At 71.8% G+C, this 17,553-nt stretch carries 22 protein-coding genes and 1 pseudogene; 18 read left to right on the top strand and 5 right to left on the bottom strand.

Annotated elements, in window-relative coordinates:
* Positions 1-12: 12 nt before the first annotated feature.
* The 4 genes from K1J60_RS07675 to K1J60_RS07660 all read left to right on the top strand — a co-directional run bounded on the left by K1J60_RS07675 (position 13) and on the right by K1J60_RS07660 (position 2,834).
* A complete protein-coding gene (locus K1J60_RS07675) occupies positions 13-942 on the top strand; it encodes a S66 peptidase family protein (protein WP_220645522.1) in 930 nt (309 codons plus the stop codon).
* A gap of 101 nt (positions 943-1,043) precedes the next feature.
* A complete protein-coding gene (locus K1J60_RS07670) occupies positions 1,044-1,292 on the top strand; it encodes a lipopolysaccharide assembly protein LapA domain-containing protein (RefSeq protein WP_220645521.1) in 249 nt (82 codons plus the stop codon).
* Between the two features lie 26 nt (positions 1,293-1,318).
* The gene (locus tag K1J60_RS07665; RefSeq protein ID WP_220645520.1) at positions 1,319-1,891 is read left to right on the top strand and encodes a GNAT family N-acetyltransferase; all 573 of its coding nucleotides are present in this window, start codon (positions 1,319-1,321) and stop codon (positions 1,889-1,891) included.
* Positions 1,892-1,937: 46 nt separating this feature from the next.
* Positions 1,938-2,834: an arginase family protein gene (locus K1J60_RS07660; RefSeq protein ID WP_220645519.1), complete on the top strand. Its 897-nt coding sequence runs from the start codon at positions 1,938-1,940 to the stop codon at positions 2,832-2,834.
* A 3-nt stretch (positions 2,835-2,837) separates the two neighbouring features.
* On the opposite strand, the gene K1J60_RS07655 is transcribed toward K1J60_RS07660, so the two are convergent.
* Positions 2,838-3,191 (bottom strand): VOC family protein, encoded by a 354-nt coding sequence (locus K1J60_RS07655; RefSeq protein WP_220645518.1) that lies wholly within the window; start codon positions 3,189-3,191, stop codon positions 2,838-2,840.
* A 76-nt stretch (positions 3,192-3,267) separates the two neighbouring features.
* Here K1J60_RS07655 and K1J60_RS07650 point away from each other — a divergent pair, with 76 nt between their 5' ends.
* On the top strand, positions 3,268-3,762 hold the full coding sequence (locus K1J60_RS07650; protein WP_220645517.1) for a phage holin family protein: 495 nt from the start codon (positions 3,268-3,270) through the stop codon (positions 3,760-3,762).
* A 217-nt stretch (positions 3,763-3,979) separates the two neighbouring features.
* Here the strand turns inward: K1J60_RS07650 and K1J60_RS07645 are convergent.
* Positions 3,980-5,014, bottom strand: a pseudogene (locus K1J60_RS07645) (TIGR03557 family F420-dependent LLM class oxidoreductase).
* Positions 5,015-5,182: 168 nt separating this feature from the next.
* Here K1J60_RS07645 and K1J60_RS07640 point away from each other — a divergent pair.
* Genes K1J60_RS07640 through K1J60_RS07580 form a run of 13 tightly spaced genes read left to right on the top strand, consistent with a single transcriptional unit; the run spans position 5,183 to position 14,834 of the window.
* Complete coding sequence (locus tag K1J60_RS07640; protein ID WP_220645516.1) at positions 5,183-6,607, top strand: NAD(P)/FAD-dependent oxidoreductase; 1,425 nt, start codon at positions 5,183-5,185, stop codon at positions 6,605-6,607.
* A complete protein-coding gene (locus K1J60_RS07635) occupies positions 6,604-8,451 on the top strand; it encodes a transketolase (protein ID WP_220645515.1) in 1,848 nt (615 codons plus the stop codon). The genes K1J60_RS07640 and K1J60_RS07635 overlap by 4 nt, the downstream gene beginning before the upstream one ends.
* Positions 8,452-8,495: 44 nt before the next feature.
* Positions 8,496-9,470, top strand: a complete 975-nt coding sequence (gene ligD, locus K1J60_RS07630; RefSeq protein WP_220645514.1) for a non-homologous end-joining DNA ligase — start codon at positions 8,496-8,498, stop codon at positions 9,468-9,470.
* A gap of 52 nt (positions 9,471-9,522) precedes the next feature.
* Positions 9,523-9,888 (top strand): gas vesicle protein GvpO, encoded by a 366-nt coding sequence (locus K1J60_RS07625; RefSeq protein ID WP_220651331.1) that lies wholly within the window; start codon positions 9,523-9,525, stop codon positions 9,886-9,888.
* 57 nt (positions 9,889-9,945) lie between these two features.
* The gene (locus K1J60_RS07620) at positions 9,946-10,371 is read left to right on the top strand and encodes a gas vesicle structural protein GvpA (RefSeq protein ID WP_033529797.1); all 426 of its coding nucleotides are present in this window, start codon (positions 9,946-9,948) and stop codon (positions 10,369-10,371) included.
* Positions 10,368-11,117 (top strand): GvpL/GvpF family gas vesicle protein, encoded by a 750-nt coding sequence (locus tag K1J60_RS07615; protein WP_220645513.1) that lies wholly within the window; start codon positions 10,368-10,370, stop codon positions 11,115-11,117. Before K1J60_RS07620 ends, K1J60_RS07615 begins: the two co-directional genes overlap by 4 nt.
* 28 nt (positions 11,118-11,145) lie before the next feature.
* Positions 11,146-11,409, top strand: a complete 264-nt coding sequence (locus K1J60_RS07610; RefSeq protein ID WP_220645512.1) for a gas vesicle protein GvpG — start codon at positions 11,146-11,148, stop codon at positions 11,407-11,409.
* Entirely contained in the window at positions 11,406-11,984 is a 579-nt protein-coding gene (locus K1J60_RS07605) for a DNA primase (protein ID WP_220645511.1), read from the top strand. Before K1J60_RS07610 ends, K1J60_RS07605 begins: the two co-directional genes overlap by 4 nt.
* Positions 11,977-13,179: an SRPBCC family protein gene (locus tag K1J60_RS07600; protein ID WP_220645510.1), complete on the top strand. Its 1,203-nt coding sequence runs from the start codon at positions 11,977-11,979 to the stop codon at positions 13,177-13,179. Before K1J60_RS07605 ends, K1J60_RS07600 begins: the two co-directional genes overlap by 8 nt.
* Positions 13,176-13,541: a gas vesicle protein gene (locus K1J60_RS07595; RefSeq protein WP_220645509.1), complete on the top strand. Its 366-nt coding sequence runs from the start codon at positions 13,176-13,178 to the stop codon at positions 13,539-13,541. Before K1J60_RS07600 ends, K1J60_RS07595 begins: the two co-directional genes overlap by 4 nt.
* A complete protein-coding gene (locus K1J60_RS07590) occupies positions 13,538-14,371 on the top strand; it encodes a GvpL/GvpF family gas vesicle protein (RefSeq protein ID WP_259407605.1) in 834 nt (277 codons plus the stop codon). The genes K1J60_RS07595 and K1J60_RS07590 overlap by 4 nt, the downstream gene beginning before the upstream one ends.
* Positions 14,368-14,556, top strand: coding sequence for a gas vesicle protein (locus K1J60_RS07585; RefSeq protein WP_033529791.1), 189 nt, complete (start codon positions 14,368-14,370; stop codon positions 14,554-14,556). The genes K1J60_RS07590 and K1J60_RS07585 overlap by 4 nt, the downstream gene beginning before the upstream one ends.
* On the top strand, positions 14,553-14,834 hold the full coding sequence (locus tag K1J60_RS07580; RefSeq protein WP_220645508.1) for a gas vesicle protein K: 282 nt from the start codon (positions 14,553-14,555) through the stop codon (positions 14,832-14,834). Before K1J60_RS07585 ends, K1J60_RS07580 begins: the two co-directional genes overlap by 4 nt.
* Positions 14,835-14,836: 2 nt before the next feature.
* Here the strand turns inward: K1J60_RS07580 and K1J60_RS07575 are convergent, their stop codons facing one another.
* The 3 genes from K1J60_RS07575 to K1J60_RS07565 form a co-directional block, all read right to left on the bottom strand.
* Positions 14,837-15,007: a hypothetical protein gene (locus K1J60_RS07575; protein WP_033529789.1), complete on the bottom strand. Its 171-nt coding sequence runs from the start codon at positions 15,005-15,007 to the stop codon at positions 14,837-14,839.
* A 43-nt stretch (positions 15,008-15,050) separates the two neighbouring features.
* Positions 15,051-15,872 (bottom strand): class I SAM-dependent methyltransferase, encoded by an 822-nt coding sequence (locus tag K1J60_RS07570; RefSeq protein ID WP_220645507.1) that lies wholly within the window; start codon positions 15,870-15,872, stop codon positions 15,051-15,053.
* Between the two features lie 125 nt (positions 15,873-15,997).
* Positions 15,998-17,491, bottom strand: coding sequence for a bifunctional phosphatase PAP2/diacylglycerol kinase family protein (locus tag K1J60_RS07565; protein WP_220645506.1), 1,494 nt, complete (start codon positions 17,489-17,491; stop codon positions 15,998-16,000).
* Positions 17,492-17,553: the final 62 nt, after the last annotated feature.

Genomic DNA, 17,553 nt, shown 5'->3' with positions numbered 1-17,553 from the left:
CCAGTGACACCCGTGACCCCACTGACCAGACCCGCTCGCCTCGTCCCCGGCGCCCGGGTGGCCGTCGTCGCGCCCAGCGGACCGGTGGCCGAGGAACGGCTCAGCGCCGGGCTGGACCTGCTGCGCGGCTGGGACCTCGATCCCGTCGTCGCACCCCACACGCTGGACCGGCACCCCGAGTTCCCCTACCTCGCGGGCACGGACGCCGACCGTGCCGCCGACCTCCAGAGCGCCTGGTGCGACCCGTCGGTGTCCGCCGTGCTGTGCGCCCGCGGCGGCTACGGCGTCCAGCGGATGGTCGACCTGCTCGACTGGGACGCGATACGGGCGGCGGGCCCCAAGACACTGGTCGGGTTCAGTGACATCACCGCCCTGCACGAGGCGTTCGCCACCCGGGCCGGACTGGTCACCCTGCACGGCCCCATGGCCGCGGGCGTCGACTTCCTCAAGAACGTCCGGGCCCAGGAGCATCTGCGCGCCACGCTGTTCTCCCCGGAGACGGTACGCACGATCCGGGCCGCCGAGGGAAGCACCGCCCTCGTACCGGGCCGCGCGCGGGGGGTTCTGCTCGGCGGTTGCCTCTGCCTGCTCGCCGCCGAGCTGGGCAACCCCCACGCCCGGCCGTCCGCCCGGGGCGCCCTGCTCTGCCTGGAGGACGTGGGCGAGGAGACCTACCGCCTCGACCGCTACCTCACCCAGCTCCTGCGAGCGGGCTGGCTGGACGGGGTCGCCGGCATCGTCCTCGGCTCCTGGGCGGAGTGCGACCCGTACGAGAAGGTGCGGGCGCTGCTCGTCGACCGGGTCGCCGGGCTCGGCGTGCCGGTGGTGGAGGAGTTCGGATTCGGACACGGGGAAGGAGCGCTGACGATCCCCTTCGGGGTGACGGCGGAGCTGGACGCCCGGGCGGGGACGCTGACGCTGGACGAACCGGCGCTGATCTGACGGTCCCTCCCCGTGCCACCAGCGGTCTCCGGGCCCACTGACCGGCTTTCCGGGACGCCTCCCACCAGGCGCGCCCCGGTCGCTCGCGTCATCCTGGAGACATGAGCCCGAAGACATCGGAACGAGTCGGGACGCACGGGCGGAAGCGATGGAGCGACACACTGACCCCCGGCAGGGTCGTCGTGGGCCTGCTCGCCGTCCTCGCGCTCGTCTTCGTCTTCCAGAACACCCAGAGCACCGACATCCAGCTGCTGGTCTCCGAGGTCTCCATGCCCCTGTGGCTGGCGCTCCTCGGGACGGGTCTGGTCGGAGCGGTGTGCGGGGCGTTCTTCATGAGACGGCGCAGGTGACGCCTGCTCCGACGTACCGTGACGGGGTGTCCGAGAACGTTCGTCACCTCATCGAAGGCCCCCGCGTCGCGATCCGGCGGTTCACACCCGAGGACGGGGCCGAGTTCGTCGCGCGGGTGCGGGAGAGCCGGGAGCTGCACCGGCCGTGGCTGTTTCCCCCGGCCACACCCGCGGCCTATGCCGCGTACGCGGGACGGCTCATCGAGGATCCTGCCAAGGCCGGGTTCCTGGTGTGCGAGAAGGACGGCGGAGGCATCGCCGGCTTCATCAACATCAACAACATCGTGGAGGGCGGCTTCCAGAGCGGCGCCCTCGGCTACGGGGCCTTCGCCCATGCCGCCGGGCGGGGTCTGATGGGGGAGGGGCTCGCACTGGTGGTCGAGTATGCGTTCACCTTCATGGGGCTGCACCGCCTGGAGATCAACGTGCAACCCGGCAACGCCGCCTCCATCGCGCTCGCCCGGCGGTGCGGGTTCCGCCTGGAGGGGTTCTCGCCGGACTTCCTGTTCATCGACGGGGCCTGGCGGGACCATCAGCGGTGGGCGCTCACCACGGAGATGGAGCGCCCGGCCCCGGGCGGGAGCCGTCTGCCGGAATGATCCGTTCCCGTCCCGGTGCGCAGCCCCGTCGCGCAGGATGGGATCCATGCGGAACATCGTCGTCGTGGACGCCCCCTCCAACCTCGGCCTGCGTCCGCCCGCCCCGGGGACCGTGCCCGGTTGCCACAAGCTCGCCGGCGCCCTGCGGGAACAGGGGATCGTGCGGCGGCTCGGCGCGCTGGAGGGCGGGGTGGTGGTGCCGCCGCGCTACGACCGGGGCGACTGGCAGGAGGGCGACGGCGTCTTCAACGCCGACGCGATCGCCTCGTACACCCGCAGGCTCGCCGACCGGATCGAGCGGCACGTCCGGGCCGGTGAGCTGCCCGTCGTCCTCGGCGGGGACTGTTCGATCCAGCTCGGCGCCTCGCTCGCGCTGCGGCGGATCGGGCGGTACGGGCTGGTCGCCGTCGACGCCTCCTCCGACTTCCGGCATCCGGGGAACTCCGACCGGGTCGGGGCGGCCGGCGGCGAGGAGCTGGCGCTCGCCACCGGGCGTGGCCAGCGGGACCTGACCGATCTGGAGGGGCTGCGGCCCTATCTGCGCGACGAGGACATACGCCTCTTCGGCATCCGGGACCAGTTCGAGGACGAGCGCGCCGAACTGGCCGCCCTGAAGATCCCCGTCGTCACCGTCGGCGAGCTGCGCACGTGGGGCGCGGACGATCTCGCCCGGGTCACCGCGCTGAGCTTCGAGACACCCGAACTGGCCGGGTTCTGGGTCCACCTGGACGCCGATGTCCTCGACCCGTCCGTCATGCCCGCCGTCGACAGCCCCGACCCCGATGGGCTCCTCCCCGACGAACTGACCGCGCTGCTGCGCCCGTTGGTCCGCTCACCGCACTGTGTGGGCCTCAACGTCACCATCTACGACCCGGATCTGGATCCCGACGGCACGGCGGGCGCGCTGCTCACGGACCTCGTCGTGGCCGCGTTCGCACCCTGAGCCTCACGCGGTCGTCCGGCGGTCGGCGTACTCGTAGACCGAGCCGTCGGGGTGGACCGCGATCAGGTTGCGGCCGACGGGGGTGGGGATGGGGCCGGCCAGCACGTGGGCGCCGGAGGCGGTGAGGACCCGGTTCGCCTCGTCGACGTCCTCGACGGCGATGGTAGCGGCGACCTTCCGCAGGACCTCCAGCTCCGACTCCGGTCCACTCATCAGCAGGAAGCAGCCGACGGCGGCCACTTGGACTCCACCGCGTTCGAAGCGCATCGCCGGTCCGCCCGAGAGTCTCTCGTAGAACGGGACCGCGGCTTCCAGGTCGTCGACGCAGATGCGGAGCGTGGTGCCGAGAATCTCCATGGGGAAGAGCCTAGTTGGGGACCTGCCCCCGGCGCATGCCGCGTTACGCAGACACGGGCACGGGTACTCGGGCGCAATGGACCGCTTGGATCATCTCGAACATCTGGACAAGCACCTGGTCGACGAGCTGGCGCTGGTGGCCCGCGAGACCATCCGCGACGAGCTGCGGCAGCAGACCCGCAAGCAGCGCCGCAAGGCCGCGCTGTACGCCGCGTCCGGGGCGCTCGCCCTGTACGCGGGTGCCGCGCTCGCGCTGGCCCTCGGGCTGGCGCTGTCGCTGGGCCTGCCGGACTGGGCCGCCGCGCTCATCACGGCCGTGGTGCTCGGTGCGGCGGCGTATGTGCTGAGGAGCGCGGCGCGTCCCTCGGCGTCGCGGCCGACGGCCGAGCACGAGGGCGAACTCGCCGCGGGCCGTGACCGGGTCGTCGGCGGCACGGCGCCCGGAATGCCCCCGGGCGGGACGGGACCGGCCGGATATCCGCCGGTACCGCCCGTCGCACCCGGCGGCGCGACCGGTGCGCCGCCTCCGGCCGGCGTCGACCCCGAGGACCCGCGCCACCGGGGCCGATGACGGGCGGAGCGGAGACGACGGAGACAGCGGAAGCAGGACACAAGAGACAGAGGAAGCAGCACAGAGGAAGCAGAGGGAGCGGGGCCCGGACGGCAAGGACGTCCGGGCCCCGCTCCGGTGCCCCCGCTCGGCGGTCCGAGCGGGGGCACGTGCACTCGGCCCAGACGATGGGGAGAGGGAAACACCATCTGGGCCGAGAACTCGGGGGCGGTGCGGGTCAGCGAGGACCCTGTTGGAGCTGCGGCAGCACCTTCGTGCGGTAGAAGTCGAAGAAGCCGCGCTGGTCGGGGCCGATCTGGCTGACGTAGACGCGGTCGAAGCCCGCGTCGGCGAAGGCGGTCAGCTCGGCGACGTGCTCGTCGACGTCGTCGCCGCAGACCGTGTTCTCGCCCACCATCTGCTCGGTGACCAGCGGCTCCAACTGCTCGAAGTGGCGGGGCGTGGGCAGGATCTGCCCCATCTCGCCCGGCAGCAGCCGGCTCGACCACAGATGGCGGACGAGCCGGACGGCGGCGTCCCGGTCGGGGCCCCAGCACACCTTCGTACCGCCGCTGACGGGGTTCGCGCCCCCGCCGCCCTTGCGGTGCTGGGTCACCAACTCCTCGTCGGGGCTCATGGTGATGAAACCGTCGCCGACGCGGGCCGCGAGGGCGGTGGCCTCGGGGCCGAAACCGGAGATGTCGATGGGTACCGGCGCTTCGGGAAGCGTGTAGAGGCGGGCGTTCTCCACCGTGTAGTGCGTGCCGTGGTGGATGACCTCCTCGCCCGTGAACAGGCGCCGCATCCCCTGGACCGACTCCTCCAGCATCTCCAGACGGACGTCCGCCGGGGGCTGGGGGTCCCTCCCACGCCCTTCAGGCAGTGGGGGAGGGTGCCCAGGACCTGCTCGTTGAGCGCCTCGCCCGAGCCGATGCCGAGCCGGAAGCGACCGCCGGTCATCACCGAACTCGTCGCCGCTGCCTGGGCGACGACCGCCGGGTGGATCCGGACGGTCGGACAGGTCAGCGCCGTCTCGATCGGCAGCGACACGGCCTCGGAGAGCGCGCCGATCACCGACCACACGAACGGGCTCTGGCCCTGGGCGTCGTTCCACGGGTGGAAGTGGTCCGAGATCCACAGACAGTCGAATCCGGCCTGCTCGGCCTCCCCCAACTCTCGACTTCGCTCGAGCCGGGGGGACCCCCACCGCCTGCTCGATCAGCTCGGCGGGACCGAACTCCTCGGTCGCCAGGAAGTATCCGTACTCGGGCATGGGGGTCACCTCCGCGACAGGTGCGAACGGGGCGGGGCCGGAACGCGGTCCGAGTACCCGCCGATCACGGCGGAAACCCGCTCACCGTCGGGTGGCCCGCCGGTTTGGGCACGTCGGCCAGGGGGACGCGGAAGGTTCGTACGCACGCGACCCCGCCGGAGGCGAACCGTGAGTCGACCCCGCATCGTGATCGTCGGTGCCGGCTTCGCCGGCTACCGGACGGCCCGCACCCTCGCGCGGCTGACCCGGAACAAGGCCGACATCACCCTGCTGAACCCGACCGACTACTTTCTGTATCTCCCCCTGCTGCCCCAGGTCGCCGCCGGCATCCTGGAACCACGCCGGGTCACCGTCTCCCTCACCGGCACCCTGCCCCATGTGCGGCTGGTGCTGGGGGAGGCCGACGACATCGACCTCGACGCGCGCACCGTGCGCTACTCGGACCCCGAGGGCGGCGTCGGCACGCTCACCTACGACCGGCTGGTGCTCGCCGCCGGCAGCGTCAACAAACTGCTGCCCATCCCGGGCGTCGCCGAGCACGCCCACGGCTTCCGGGGGCTGCCCGAGGCGCTGTACCTGAGGGACCACGTGACCCGGCAGGTCGAGCTGGCCGCCGGCGCCGAGGACCCCAAGAGCTGCGACGCGCGGTGCACGTTCGTGGTGGTCGGCGCCGGGTACACCGGAACCGAGGTCGCCGCCCACGGGCAGCTGTTCACCGATGCGCTGGTACGGAAACAGCCGCTGCGGGAGGGCATGCGGCCGCGCTGGATACTGCTCGACATCGCGGAACGGGTGCTGCCCGAGATGGACGAGCGGCTGTCGCGGACCGCCGACAAGGTGCTGCGGCAGCGGGGTGTCGACGTGCGGATGGGGACCTCGGTGAAAGAGGCCACACCGAACGGAGTACTGCTGAGCGACGGGGAGTTCGTCGACACCCGCACCCTGGTGTGGTGCGTGGGCGTACGGCCCGATCCGCTCGCCGAGTCGCTGGGGCTGCCGATGGAACGCGGTCGGCTGCTCGTCGAGCCCACGCTGCAGGTGCCGGGTCGGCCCGACGTGTTCGCCTGCGGCGACGCGGCCGCCGTACCCGATCTCACCAAGCCCGGCCAGTACACCCCGATGACCGCCCAACACGCCTGGCGACAGGGCAAGGTGGCCGCGTACAACGTCGCCGCCTCCCTCGGCCGGGGCGCGCCCGAGCCCTACCGCCACAGCGACCTCGGCTTCGTCGTGGACCTCGGCGGAGTCAAGGCCGCGGCCAACCCGCTCGGCGTACCGCTGTCCGGGCCGGTCGCCGGAGCCGTCACGCGCGGCTACCACCTCGCCGCCATGCCCGGCAACCGCGTCCGGGTCGCCGCCGACTGGCTCCTCGACGCCGTACTGCCCCGCCAGGGCGTCCAGTTGGGCCTCGTACGGTCCTGGTCGGTTCCCCTGGACACGGCGTCACCTGAGCTGGCCCGGACGCCGGGCGCGCCGGAGAAGGCGAAGGCGAAGGCGGACGCGGAGAAGTCGCCGACCACGTCACCGGGCCGGGAGCGCGGCCCGTCCGAAGACCCGCACAAGCCCGTCGAGGGTTCGAAAGGAGACTCATGAACAGCCGTCAACTGACCGAGCTGGCACAGCAGTTGCGTGTCGACAGCGTGCGCGCGTCGGACGCCGCCGGCTCCGGGCATCCGACGTCGTCCATGTCGGCCGCCGAGCTGATGGCGGTGCTGCTCGCGGGGCATCTGCGGTACGACTTCGAACGCCCCCAGCACCCCGGCAACGACCGCTTCGTGCTGTCCAAGGGACACGCCTCGCCCCTGCTGTACTCCGCGTACAAGGCGGTGGGCGCGATCAGCGAGACCGAGCTGATGACGTTCCGGAAGCTGGGCAGCCGGCTCGAGGGGCACCCCACGCCGCGGCGGCTGCCGTGGGTGGAGACGGCCACCGGGTCGCTCGGCCAGGGACTGCCTGTCGGCGTCGGCATCGCACTGGCCGGGAAGCGGCTGGACCGCACCGGCTACCGGGTGTGGGTGCTGTGCGGTGACAGCGAACTCGCCGAGGGCTCGGTGTGGGAGGCCGCCGAGCACGCCGCGTACGAGCATCTGGACAATCTGACGGCGGTCGTCGACGTCAACCGGCTCGGCCAGCGCGGGCCCACCCGGCACGGACACGACCTGGACGCCTACGCCCGCCGCTTCGCCGCCTTCGGCTGGCACACGATCGAGATCGACGGACACGACGTGGACGCCGTCGACCGCGCCTACGGCGAGGCCGAGTCCACCAAGGGCCAGCCCACCGTGATCCTCGCCCGCACCCTCAAGGGCAAGGGTGTCGAGGCAGTCCAGGACCGTGAGGGCCTGCACGGCAAGCCGCTCAAGGACGCCGACGAGGCGATCGCGGAACTCGGCGGCGTGCGCGATCTCCGCGTCGAGGTCCGGCAGCCGCCCGCCGCCCGGATGCTGCACGCCGTGCGCACCGGGCATCTGGAACTGCCGCGCTACGAGACCGGCGAGGAGGCCGCCACCCGGGACGCCTACGGGCAGGCCCTCGCCGCGCTCGGCTCCGCGCGCGGGGACGTCGTCGCCCTCGACGGCGAGGTCGGCGACTCCACCCGCTCCGAGTACTTCGCCAAGGAGCACCCCGACCGCTACTTCGAGTGCTACATCGCCGAACAGCAGCTCGTCGCCGCCTCGGTCGGCCTCGCGGCACGCGGCTGGGTGCCGTACGCGGCCACGTTCGCGGCGTTCCTCACCCGCGCCCACGACTTCATCCGCATGGCGTCGGTCAGCGGGTCCGGCATCAATCTCGTCGGCTCCCACGCAGGTGTCGCCATCGGCCAGGACGGGCCCTCCCAGATGGGCCTGGAGGACCTGGCGATGATGCGCTCGGTGCACGGCTCCACCGTGCTCTACCCGTGCGACGCCAACCAGACCGCCAAGCTCGTCGGCACCATGGCCGGCCTCGAAGGCGTCCGCTATCTCCGGACGTCCAGGGGCGCCTCGCCCGTCCTCTACAGCCCGACCGAGGAGTTCCCGGTCGGCGGCAGCAAGGTGCTGCGCGCCTCGGACACCGACCGGCTGACGGTCGTCGCGGCCGGGGTCACCGTCCACGAGGCCCTCAAGGCCGCCGACGCACTGGACCGCGAGGGCATCCAGGTCCGGGTGATCGACCTCTACTCGGTCAAGCCCGTCGACCGCCGCACCCTGCGTGAGGCCGCCGAACGCACCGGCTGCATCCTCACCGTCGAGGACCACCGCGAGGAGGGCGGCCTCGGCGACGCGGTGCTCGACGCCTTCCTCGACGGCCGCCCCGTGCCCCGCCTGGTGCGTCTCGCCGTCCGTACGATGCCGGGCTCGGCCTCCCCCGAGGAGCAGCTGCGCGAGGCGGGCATCGACGCGGAGGCGATCACGGTGGCCGGACGGCTGCTGGTGGAGCACGCGATCACGCCCTGAACGCTCTGATGTTCCGAACGATCGCGATCCGGAAGGAGCAGGCGATGGGGGACACGCACACGATGCGCGTCGGCCGCCGTACCGTCGAGATCCACCGGCCGGACAAGGTGCTGTTCCCCGCCGACGCCGACGCCGACGCTGATGGCGATGGCGATGGCGATGGCGTCGGCAAGGAGTACACCAAGGGCGATCTCGTCGCCTACCACCGTGCCGTCGCCCCCTTCATGCTGCCCCATCTGCGCGGACGCCCACTGATGCTGGAACGGCATCCCGACGGGCTCGACGGGCCCATGTTCATGCAGAAGAACACCCCCGAGCACTATCCGGAGTGGATCGAACGCGTCGAGGTGCCCAAGGAGGGCGGCACGGTCGTCCACCCGGTCTGTGACGACGCGGCCGCCCTCGTGTACCTCGCCGACCAGGCCTGTCTCACCCTGCACCGCTGGCTCTCCCGGACCGGCGACGTCGACCGGCCCGACCGGCTGGTCCTCGACCTCGATCCCGCCGTGGACGACTTCGCGCAGGTCCGGGAGGCGGCCCGGGACGTACGGGAACTGCTCGACGAGCTGAAACTGACGTCCGTGCCGATGACCACCGGCTCCCGGGGCGTCCATGTCGTCGTGCCGCTGAACGGGCACGACGACTTCGACACGGTGCGCGGCTTCGCCCGGGAGATCGCCGAGGAACTCGTCCGCGCCCATCCCGAGCGGCTCACCGTCGAGCCCCGGAAGAAGGACCGGGGCGACCGGCTCTACCTCGACATCCAGCGCAACGCCTACGCCCAGACCGCCGTCGCCCCCTACACCGTGCGCGCCCGCCCCGGCGCGCCCGTGGCCACGCCCCTGACCTGGGACCAGCTCGACGATCCGGCCGTCGACGCCCGCCGCTGGACCCTGGCGGACGCCGTCGACCAGGCCCGCACCGATCCCTGGGCCGGGGCGATGCGCCGGGGCCGGGCGCTGGGCCCGGTGCGGCGCAGGCTCGCGGCGCGGCGCAGGCTCACGGCGCGGCGCGGCTGACACCGACAGGTTTGGCCAACGGCCGGGGGGCCACTCGGTGTTCGAGGTGGTCATGTCGAACACATCGAACACAGCAAAAACACAGAACGCACGTACAGCGCACGAGTCGGACGAAAGCGAAGAGGCACGGGCATCGACGGATGAGCGCCCCAGCCCCATGCAGGTGCTGCGTCATGCGCGGACCCAGCTCGCGGAGCTGACCGGCATGGCGCCCGAGTCCGTGTCGTCGTTCGAACAGACCGAGGACGGCTGGATCTTGGAAGTCGAGGTCCTGGAGATCGCCAGGGTCCCCGACACGATGAGCCTGCTCGCGAGCTACCGGGTGGAACTCGACCCCGAGGGCGAGCTCACCGGCTACCGGCGCGTCCGCCGTTACGAGCGCGGGAGGGCCGACCCACATCGCCCCGGTGGCCGGTAGGCCGCCGTCCCGCTCCAGCATCCACAGAGAATCCACAGACAAGGAGGATCGGCCGGCATGACCGTAGTCCCGGCACAGCAGTCCGGCGGCGGAGGCGGCAGCAGCGGCCTCTACGACGTCCTGGAACTCATTCTCGACAGGGGGCTCGTCATCGACGCCTTCGTGCGAGTCTCCCTGGTCGGCATCGAGATCCTGAAGATCGACGTCCGGGTCGTCGTGGCCAGCGTCGACACCTATCTGCGCTTCGCCGAGGCGTGCAACCGGCTCGACCTGGAGGCCGGACCGCGCAAGAACCCCGGCCTGCCGGACCTCGTCGGTGAGATCACCGAGTCCGGCGCGCGCGGCAAGTCCAAGGGGGCGCTGTCCGGTGCCGCCGAGACGATCTCCGACGCCTTCAAGCAGGCCCGCGAGGAGGGTCAGTCCGAGTCGCGGCCGCGGGCCCGCAAGACCACGAGCTCGCGCAAGAGGGAGGAACAGGAGTGAGCACGTACGTCTACGGCATCACCGCGAGCTCGCACCCCGCTCTCCCCGAGGGCATGGGCGGTGTGGGAGATCCGGCCCGCCCGGTGCGCATCCTCAAGGAGGGGAAGCTGGCGGCGATCGTCAGTGAGGCCCCCGAGGGGCTGCGCCCCAAGCGCAAGGATCTGCTCGCCCACCAGAACGTCCTGAGCGAGGCGGGCGCGGGCGGCCCCCTGCTGCCCATGCGTTTCGGCAGTGTCGCTCCGGACGACGCGTCCGTCACGGGGGTGCTCGCCGAACGCGCGGAGCACTACACGGAACGGCTCGGCGCCCTCGACGGCAAGGTCGAGTACAACGTGAAGGCCAGCCACGACGAAGAGGCCGTGCTGCATCGCGTGATGGGGGAGAACCCCGAGCTGCGGGCCATGACCGAGGCCAACCGGCAGGCGGGTGGCGGTACTTACGAGGACCGGCTGCGGCTCGGCGAGATGGTCGTCGCCGCCGTGCAGGCCCGGGAGGCCGACGACGCGGCGGAGTTGCAGCGGGCGCTGGAGCCCGTCGCCGAGGCCGTCAGCGCGGGCCCCGAGTCGACCGGCTGGCTGGCCAATCTGTCGTTCCTCGTGGACCGGCAGTCGGCCGCGGTCTTCCTCGACGCCGTGGAGGAGATCCGCAAGAGCCATCCGCACATCGAGGTGCGGGTGAACGGGCCGTTGCCGCCGTACAGCTTCGTCGAACCAGGGCCCGCGCAGCCCGCCGAGACGACGCACTGACAGCGCGTGACGGCCGAGGAGGCACGTAATGGGACTGATCACCGAGGTGCTGCTGCTGCCGTTCGCACCGGTGCGCGGCAGCCTCTGGACGGTGAGACAGGTGCTCACCGAGGCCGAGCGCCAGTACTACGACCCGGCGGCCGTCCGCGCTGAACTCGCCCGCCTCGAGCAGCGGCTCGAAGCGGGCGAGATCGATGAGGAGGAGTTCGACCGCCTGGAGGACGAGCTCCTGGAGCGGCTGGAGATCAGCGCGCGGAGGAGCACAGGAACCGGCAACGGGACGACACAATGAATCGAATCGGACTGGGCCTCGCGGTAGGGGCCGGATACGTCCTCGGACGTACGAAGAAGATGAAACTCGCGTTCGCCCTCGGCACCATGGTGGCCGGCAAGCGGATGCACCTCAGCCCACGGGCGCTCGCGGACCTGGTGTCACAGCAGCTGCAGAACAACCCGCAGTTCAAGGAGCTCGGGGACCAGCTCCGCGAGGACCTGCGCGGCGCGGGCAAGGCGGCCACCGGGGCGCTGGTCGAGCGGCAGATCGAAGGGCTCGCCGGCCGGCTGCACGGGCGTACCTCGCAGGTGCGCGACCAACTCGCCGGGGTGACGCCCGACGTGTCCGGACGCGACGAGGACGAGGAGGAGCCGGAGCCCGGCCACGACGCGCCCGAGGAGTCGCGGCGGTCACCACGCGGGCCGGCGGCGAAGAAGCCCCCGCCCAAGAAGGCCGCCGCCAAGAAGACGGCCGCCAAGAAGACCGCCCCGGCGAAGAAGGCGGCTCAGACGAAGAGGACCGCACCGGCCAAGAAGGCCGCTCGCAAGGCCACGCGGTCACGGACGACGAGGGGAGGCGGCGGTGATGACTGAGACCCTCGGAACGGCGACCGGCCGCGCGACCGGCGAGGCGGCGGACCGGGCAAAGGACGCGACGAAGAGCAATCCGCTCTCCGACGTCGCCCACAGCGAGGCCGTCGACCACCTCAAGGCCGAGGCCCAGGAGTATCTGGCCGCCCAGGTCCAGCGGCTCCTCGTCGGCGCCGGCCGCAAACTCGGCGAGACGACCGGCAAGCTCAACGACATCGCCGACGGCAACAGCCCCGGCTTCGCCAAGCTGGCCCTCGACAGCGGCCGCAAGCTCGCCGAGGGCAAGGGGCCGCTGCGCACCGCTCTGGAGGTGGGCGCGGGCCGCGCCAAGGACAACGTGCTCGGCGGACTCAAGAACCTCTTCGGCGGCAAGGGCAAGGGCAAGGGCGGCTCGGGCAGCAAGCCCACGGTGATCATCGAGTCCATCGACGTCGGGGTGCCGCTGCGCACCGCTTACGACCAGTGGACCCAGTACCAGAGCTTCAGCACCTTCGCCAAGGGGGTGAAGAGCGCCAACCGGGCCGACGACACCCACTCCGACTGGCAGCTGAAGGTCTTCTGGTCCAACCGCAGCTGGAAGGCCCACACCACCGAACAGGTGCCCGACCAGCGGATCACCTGGACGTCGGAGGGCGCCAAGGGCACCACGAAGGGCGCGGTCACCTTCCACTCCCTCGCCGACGACCTCACCCGGGTCCTGCTGGTGATGGAGTACTACCCGCAGGGCCTCTTCGAGAAGACCGGCAACATCTGGCGCGCCCAGGGCCGCCGGGCCCGGCTCGACCTCAAGAACTTCGCCCGCTTCATCACCCTCAGGGGCGAGGCCGAGGACGGCTGGCGCGGCGAGATCCGCGACGGCGACGTCGTCGTCAGCCACGAGGACGCCCTCGCCGAGGAGGAGCGGGAGGACGAGGAGCAGGAGGAGCTGCCCGACGACGAGGCGTCGGAGGACGGCGAGGCCGAGGGCGAGTACGAGGAGGACGAGGACGCCGACGAGGCCGAGCCGGACGAGGACGAAGAGGCCGAAGGGTACGTCGACGAGGACGAGGAAGGCGACCTGGAGGACCCGGACGAGGTACCGGAGGGCGAGTACGAGGACGTTCCCGAGGCCGAGGGCGACGCCGGGGAGGACATGGACGAGGAACCGTACGAGGATGAGGACGAGGAGCGGGTCGCCGCCGGCGGGAGTCGCCGATGACGTTCCCGAGCCGAGTCCCCGAGCCGTACGGGCAGAACGGGAGTGCCAACCTGGCCGACATCCTGGAGCGCGTCCTCGATAAGGGCCTGGTGATCGCGGGTGACATCCGCATCAACCTGCTCGACATCGAACTGCTCACCATCAAGCTGCGCCTGATCGTCGCCTCCGTCGACAAGGCCAAGGAGATGGGGATCGACTGGTGGGAGACCGACCCGGCGCTGTCGTCCCACGCACGCCGTGACGAACTCTCCCGTGAGAACGCCGAGTTGCGCGCCCGGCTCGCGGAGCTGGACGACGGCGGGCTCCGGCGGGAGCCGGAGCCGGCCATCGAACGCGGCCGCGCCAGAGAGGAGCCCTCATGACCGGACTGCGGTACGTGTACGCCGTCTGTCGCCCCTTCGACGCCGCGCTCCAGTCCCAGCTCAAGGGCGTCGCGGGCGCGCCGCCCCGGCAACTGCGCCACCACGACCTGATCGCCGTGGTCAGCGAGGTGCCGGAGCGCGACTTCGCGGAGCAACCGCTCCGTGCCCATCTGGAGGACCTGGACTGGCTGACCGAGACGGCCCGGGCCCACCAGAGCGTGATCGACGCCCTCACCGTCGTCACCACCCCGCTGCCGCTCCGGCTCGGCACCGTCTTCCGCGACGACAGCGGCGTACGGGTCATGCTGGAGGCCCGCGAGGAGGGCTTCCGGCGCACCCTGGACCGGCTCGCGGGTCGGGTGGAGTGGGGCGTGAAGGTCTACGCGGAGTCCGAGGAACGGGAGTCGTCCCAGGCGCCCGCGAAGGTCTCCAGCGGGCGGGACTATCTGCGGCAGCGGAGGCGCAGCCACAGGGCCCACGAGGAGATGTGGGAGAACGCCGACCGGTTCGCCCGCCGGTTGCACGAAACTCTCGCGGAATTCGCCGAGGACACCCGGCTGCACGCGCCGCAGAATTCCGCCCTCTCAGGCGTTCCCGGACGCAATGTGCTCAACGCGGCCTATCTGGTGCCGCGCGCCCATTCCGAGGAATTCGTGGAACTGGTGGACCGCACCAAGGGCGAGGAACCGGGATTGCGAGTGGAACTCACCGGACCGTGGGCCGCCTATTCCTTCAGTGGAGAAGGCGGAGAGACCGGAGAAGGCGGAGAGACCGGAGACAGCGGGGGTGCCGCGACAGGCGCCGCAGGGGGCGGGGTGGACGGCCGGTGACCGTGATCGAACGTCGTGAGGTCGCCCTCGTCGATCTCCTCGACCGGCTGCTCGCCGGCGGGGTCGTCATCACCGGGGACCTCACCCTGCGCATCGCGGACGTCGATCTCGTCCGCATCGATCTCAACGCGCTGATCAGCTCCGTGAACGCACAGGTCCCGTCACCTTGGGGAGGCATCGAGTGACCGGCCGGAACCGTCTCGAACTGGAGCCCGACACGGTCGAGAGGGACCTGGTCAAACTGGTCCTGACCGTCGTCGAGCTGCTCCGTCAGCTCATGGAGCGACAGGCGCTGCGCCGCTTCGACACCGGAGAGCTCTCGGAGGACCAGGAGGAGCGCATCGGGCTCACGCTGATGCTGCTGGACGACCGCATGACCGAGCTGCGCGACCGCTACGGCCTGCGGCCCGAGGACCTGAATCTGGACCTCGGGCCGCTCGGACCGTTGCTACCGCGGGAGTGACGTCACCACCTGTACCAGCGGCTCCTTCCTCCGGAGGCGGACGTGCCGCGCACCAGGAAGCCGAGGAGCCACAGCACCAGGACGGCCAATGCGATGTACCAGAGAACCTTCACCGCGAATCCGGCGCCGAAGAGAATCAGCACCAGAAGCAGCACCAACAGGATGGGAACCATTATGCGAACCTCCTGATGGTCCGTGTTTCCAGGATTCTCGCGTTCAGGCCGCCTTGCGGCAGAGAATTTCTCCGTGCAGTACGGCGAACCAGCCGTCCTCCTGCCGTCCCCATTCCCGCCAGGACTCCGCGATCGCCCGCAGTTCCCCGGCCGTGGCATGACCGCCCTCGGTGGCCCGCTCGGCGTAGGAGGAGGCGACCGTCCGGTCCGCCCACAGTCCGCTCCACCAGGCCCGCTCCTGGGCCGTGGCGTAGGTCCAGGTGGCGGAGGTGGCCGTGATGTCGGTGAGCCCGGCGCGCAGCGCCCAGGACTTCAGCCGGCGTCCCGCGTCGGGCTCACCGCCGTTGGCGCGGGCCACCCGGCGGTACAGGTCGAGCCAGTCGTCCAGGCCCGCCGACTCCGGGAACCAGGTCATCGCGGCGTAGTCGGAGTCACGGGCGGCGACGATCCCGCCGGGCCTGGTCACCCGGCGCATCTCGCGCAGAGCCTGCACCGGGTCGCCGACGTGCTGGAGCACCTGGTGCGCGTGGACCACGTCGAAGGTGTCGTCCGGGAAGTCCAGGGCGTGGACGTCCGCGACGGCGAAGTCCACGTTCTCCAGGCCGCGTTCGGCGGCCGTGGCCCGGGCCTGGTCCAGGATGCCGGGTGCGTGGTCGACGCCGGTGACGTGGCCGTCCGGGACCAGGGCGGCCAGGTCGGCGGTGATGGTGCCCGGCCCGCAGCCGATGTCCAGGACCTTCATGTGGGGCTTCAGCGAACTGAGGAGGTAGGCCGCCGAGTTGGCGGCGGTGCGCCAGGTGTGCGAGCGCAGCACCGACTCGTGGTGCCCGTGCGTGTAGACGGCGGTCTCCTGTGCCTTCGGCATGGCCGTTCCCCTTCCACGAGGACCGCGACAACCGCGGGTTCGTCCTCGAACCGTACGCGACCGTGTCGAATGATGAGACCGCCGTCTTGAATTGTGGACGCACCCGTGTGGGGTGGCGGGGTGAGTCAGCGCATCGGCACGGGCCGGTACACCGTCAGCGCCTCCGGGATCTTCCGGAGCGTCAGATCGCCCTGCGCCTCGGTGACTTCGCCGTCGTACGCGAGGAGGGTGCCCGGTGCGATGCCGTCCACCCGGAGCCGCCGCACGCGGACGGCCGCGTGGACCGGGGTCCGGGTCAGCGGGCCCGCGACGGCCGCGGCCAGCAGCCGTAGGGCCGGGCGGCGGCCGCCGTGCACGACACGGACGTCCAGCAGCCCGTCGGCCAGGTCGAAACGCCGGGCGGGGGCGAAGCCCAGCCGGTGATAGGTGCCGTTGCCCGCGAAGAGCAGCCAGATCGGGCGGGGCCGGCCCTCGAAGGTGGCCTGGAGCGGATGCCGGTCGGAACGCAGGACCCGCAGGGCCGCGACGACCCCCGCCGGCCAGCCGCCGACCATCTTCTCCCAGCGCTCGCGCTCCCGGACCAGCTCGGGGTAGACGCCGAGGCTGAACGTGTTGAGGAAGTGGCCCTCCGTGTCGCCGGTGCTGAAGTGCCCGAGGTCCACCCGGACGGCCTCGCCCTGGCGCACCGCGCGGCCCAGGTCGCGTACGTCCTCCACACCGAGGTCGTAAGCGAAGTGGTTGAGCGTGCCGCCGGGGAGTACGGCGAGGGGAAGGCCGTGGCGCAGGGCCACCTCGGCGGCGGCGTTCACCGTGCCGTCGCCGCCGCACACGCCGAGCACCCGGGCGTGGGCGGCGGCCTTCTCCAGTTCGGCGCGCATGTCCTCCGGCTCGCACTCCACGGCCTCGGCACCGGGCAGCACGTCCCGCAGTGCGCGCACCCGGTCCGACGTGCCGGAGGCCCGGTTGGCGACCACGACCAGGCCGTCGCCGTCCGGCAGCGCGGGCGCGTCCACGTAGGGGCGGCCGGGCGGTGGCAGCTGGTCGCGGGTCGGCACGATGCCCCGTACGGCGTAGGCGGCGCCCACGCCCAGGGCGGCGCCCACCAGGACGTCGCTCGGGAAGTGCGCGCCCGTGTACACGCGGGACAGCGCCACGGCGGCGGCCAGCGGGGCGACCGCGGCGCCCCAGCCGCGCGACTCCAGGGCGACACCGGCGGCGAAGGCGGCGGCGGAGGCGGAGTGGCCCGACGGGAACGACGTGGTGATCGGCTGCCGCTTCAGCTGACGGGTCAGCGGCACGTTGTCCAGGACCGGACGGGGGCGGCGGATCGAACGCTTGCCGAGGGTGTTGATGGTCGCCGAGGCGAGCGCGAGCGAGGCGACGCCCCGGACGGCCGCCTTGCGGGCCCTCGGGCTCCGGGTCGCCGCGATCGCCGCCGCCGTAGCGAACCACAGCACCCCGTGGTTCGCGGCGCGGCTCAGCTTCGGCAGGAGGGGGTGGGCACCGGGCCAGTCGCGCGTGGCCACCGCGTTGAAGAGACGGCTGTCGGCGGCGAGGAAACGGTCACGGAGGATGTGGTGGCCCGGGGGGCGGACGGTGAGGTCGACGTCTGGGGTCATGGGTCCACGGGTACCCCATGGCGCCGCAAGCGTGTCGGGCGGGGTGGAAGCGGTCCCTGATA

The organism is Streptomyces akebiae (genome assembly GCF_019599145.1).
Taxonomy (GTDB): Bacteria; Actinomycetota; Actinomycetes; order Streptomycetales; family Streptomycetaceae; genus Streptomyces; species Streptomyces akebiae.
The sequence above is the reverse complement of the archived record's forward strand: the minus strand, read 5'-3'. Positions and strand labels throughout refer to the sequence as shown.

What these genes read in the sequence shown, in the direction of transcription:
- K1J60_RS07620 (WP_033529797.1), top strand. Translation starts at nt 9,946, where the DNA reads ATGACCGTAGTCCCGGCACAGCAGTCCGGCGGCGGAGGCGGCAGCAGC.
- ligD (WP_220645514.1), top strand. Translation starts at nt 8,496, where the DNA reads ATGGGGGACACGCACACGATGCGCGTCGGCCGCCGTACCGTCGAGATC.
- K1J60_RS07625 (WP_220651331.1), top strand. Translation starts at nt 9,523, where the DNA reads ATGTCGAACACATCGAACACAGCAAAAACACAGAACGCACGTACAGCG.
- K1J60_RS07635 (WP_220645515.1), top strand. Translation starts at nt 6,604, where the DNA reads ATGAACAGCCGTCAACTGACCGAGCTGGCACAGCAGTTGCGTGTCGAC.
- K1J60_RS07570 (WP_220645507.1), bottom strand. Translation starts at nt 15,872, where the DNA reads ATGCCGAAGGCACAGGAGACCGCCGTCTACACGCACGGGCACCACGAG.
- K1J60_RS07575 (WP_033529789.1), bottom strand. Translation starts at nt 15,007, where the DNA reads ATGGTTCCCATCCTGTTGGTGCTGCTTCTGGTGCTGATTCTCTTCGGC.
- K1J60_RS07600 (WP_220645510.1), top strand. Translation starts at nt 11,977, where the DNA reads ATGACTGAGACCCTCGGAACGGCGACCGGCCGCGCGACCGGCGAGGCG.
- K1J60_RS07595 (WP_220645509.1), top strand. Translation starts at nt 13,176, where the DNA reads ATGACGTTCCCGAGCCGAGTCCCCGAGCCGTACGGGCAGAACGGGAGT.
- K1J60_RS07605 (WP_220645511.1), top strand. Translation starts at nt 11,406, where the DNA reads ATGAATCGAATCGGACTGGGCCTCGCGGTAGGGGCCGGATACGTCCTC.
- K1J60_RS07565 (WP_220645506.1), bottom strand. Translation starts at nt 17,491, where the DNA reads ATGACCCCAGACGTCGACCTCACCGTCCGCCCCCCGGGCCACCACATC.
- K1J60_RS07590 (WP_259407605.1), top strand. Translation starts at nt 13,538, where the DNA reads ATGACCGGACTGCGGTACGTGTACGCCGTCTGTCGCCCCTTCGACGCC.
- K1J60_RS07650 (WP_220645517.1), top strand. Translation starts at nt 3,268, where the DNA reads ATGGACCGCTTGGATCATCTCGAACATCTGGACAAGCACCTGGTCGAC.
- K1J60_RS07670 (WP_220645521.1), top strand. Translation starts at nt 1,044, where the DNA reads ATGAGCCCGAAGACATCGGAACGAGTCGGGACGCACGGGCGGAAGCGA.
- K1J60_RS07660 (WP_220645519.1), top strand. Translation starts at nt 1,938, where the DNA reads ATGCGGAACATCGTCGTCGTGGACGCCCCCTCCAACCTCGGCCTGCGT.
- K1J60_RS07655 (WP_220645518.1), bottom strand. Translation starts at nt 3,191, where the DNA reads ATGGAGATTCTCGGCACCACGCTCCGCATCTGCGTCGACGACCTGGAA.
- K1J60_RS07610 (WP_220645512.1), top strand. Translation starts at nt 11,146, where the DNA reads ATGGGACTGATCACCGAGGTGCTGCTGCTGCCGTTCGCACCGGTGCGC.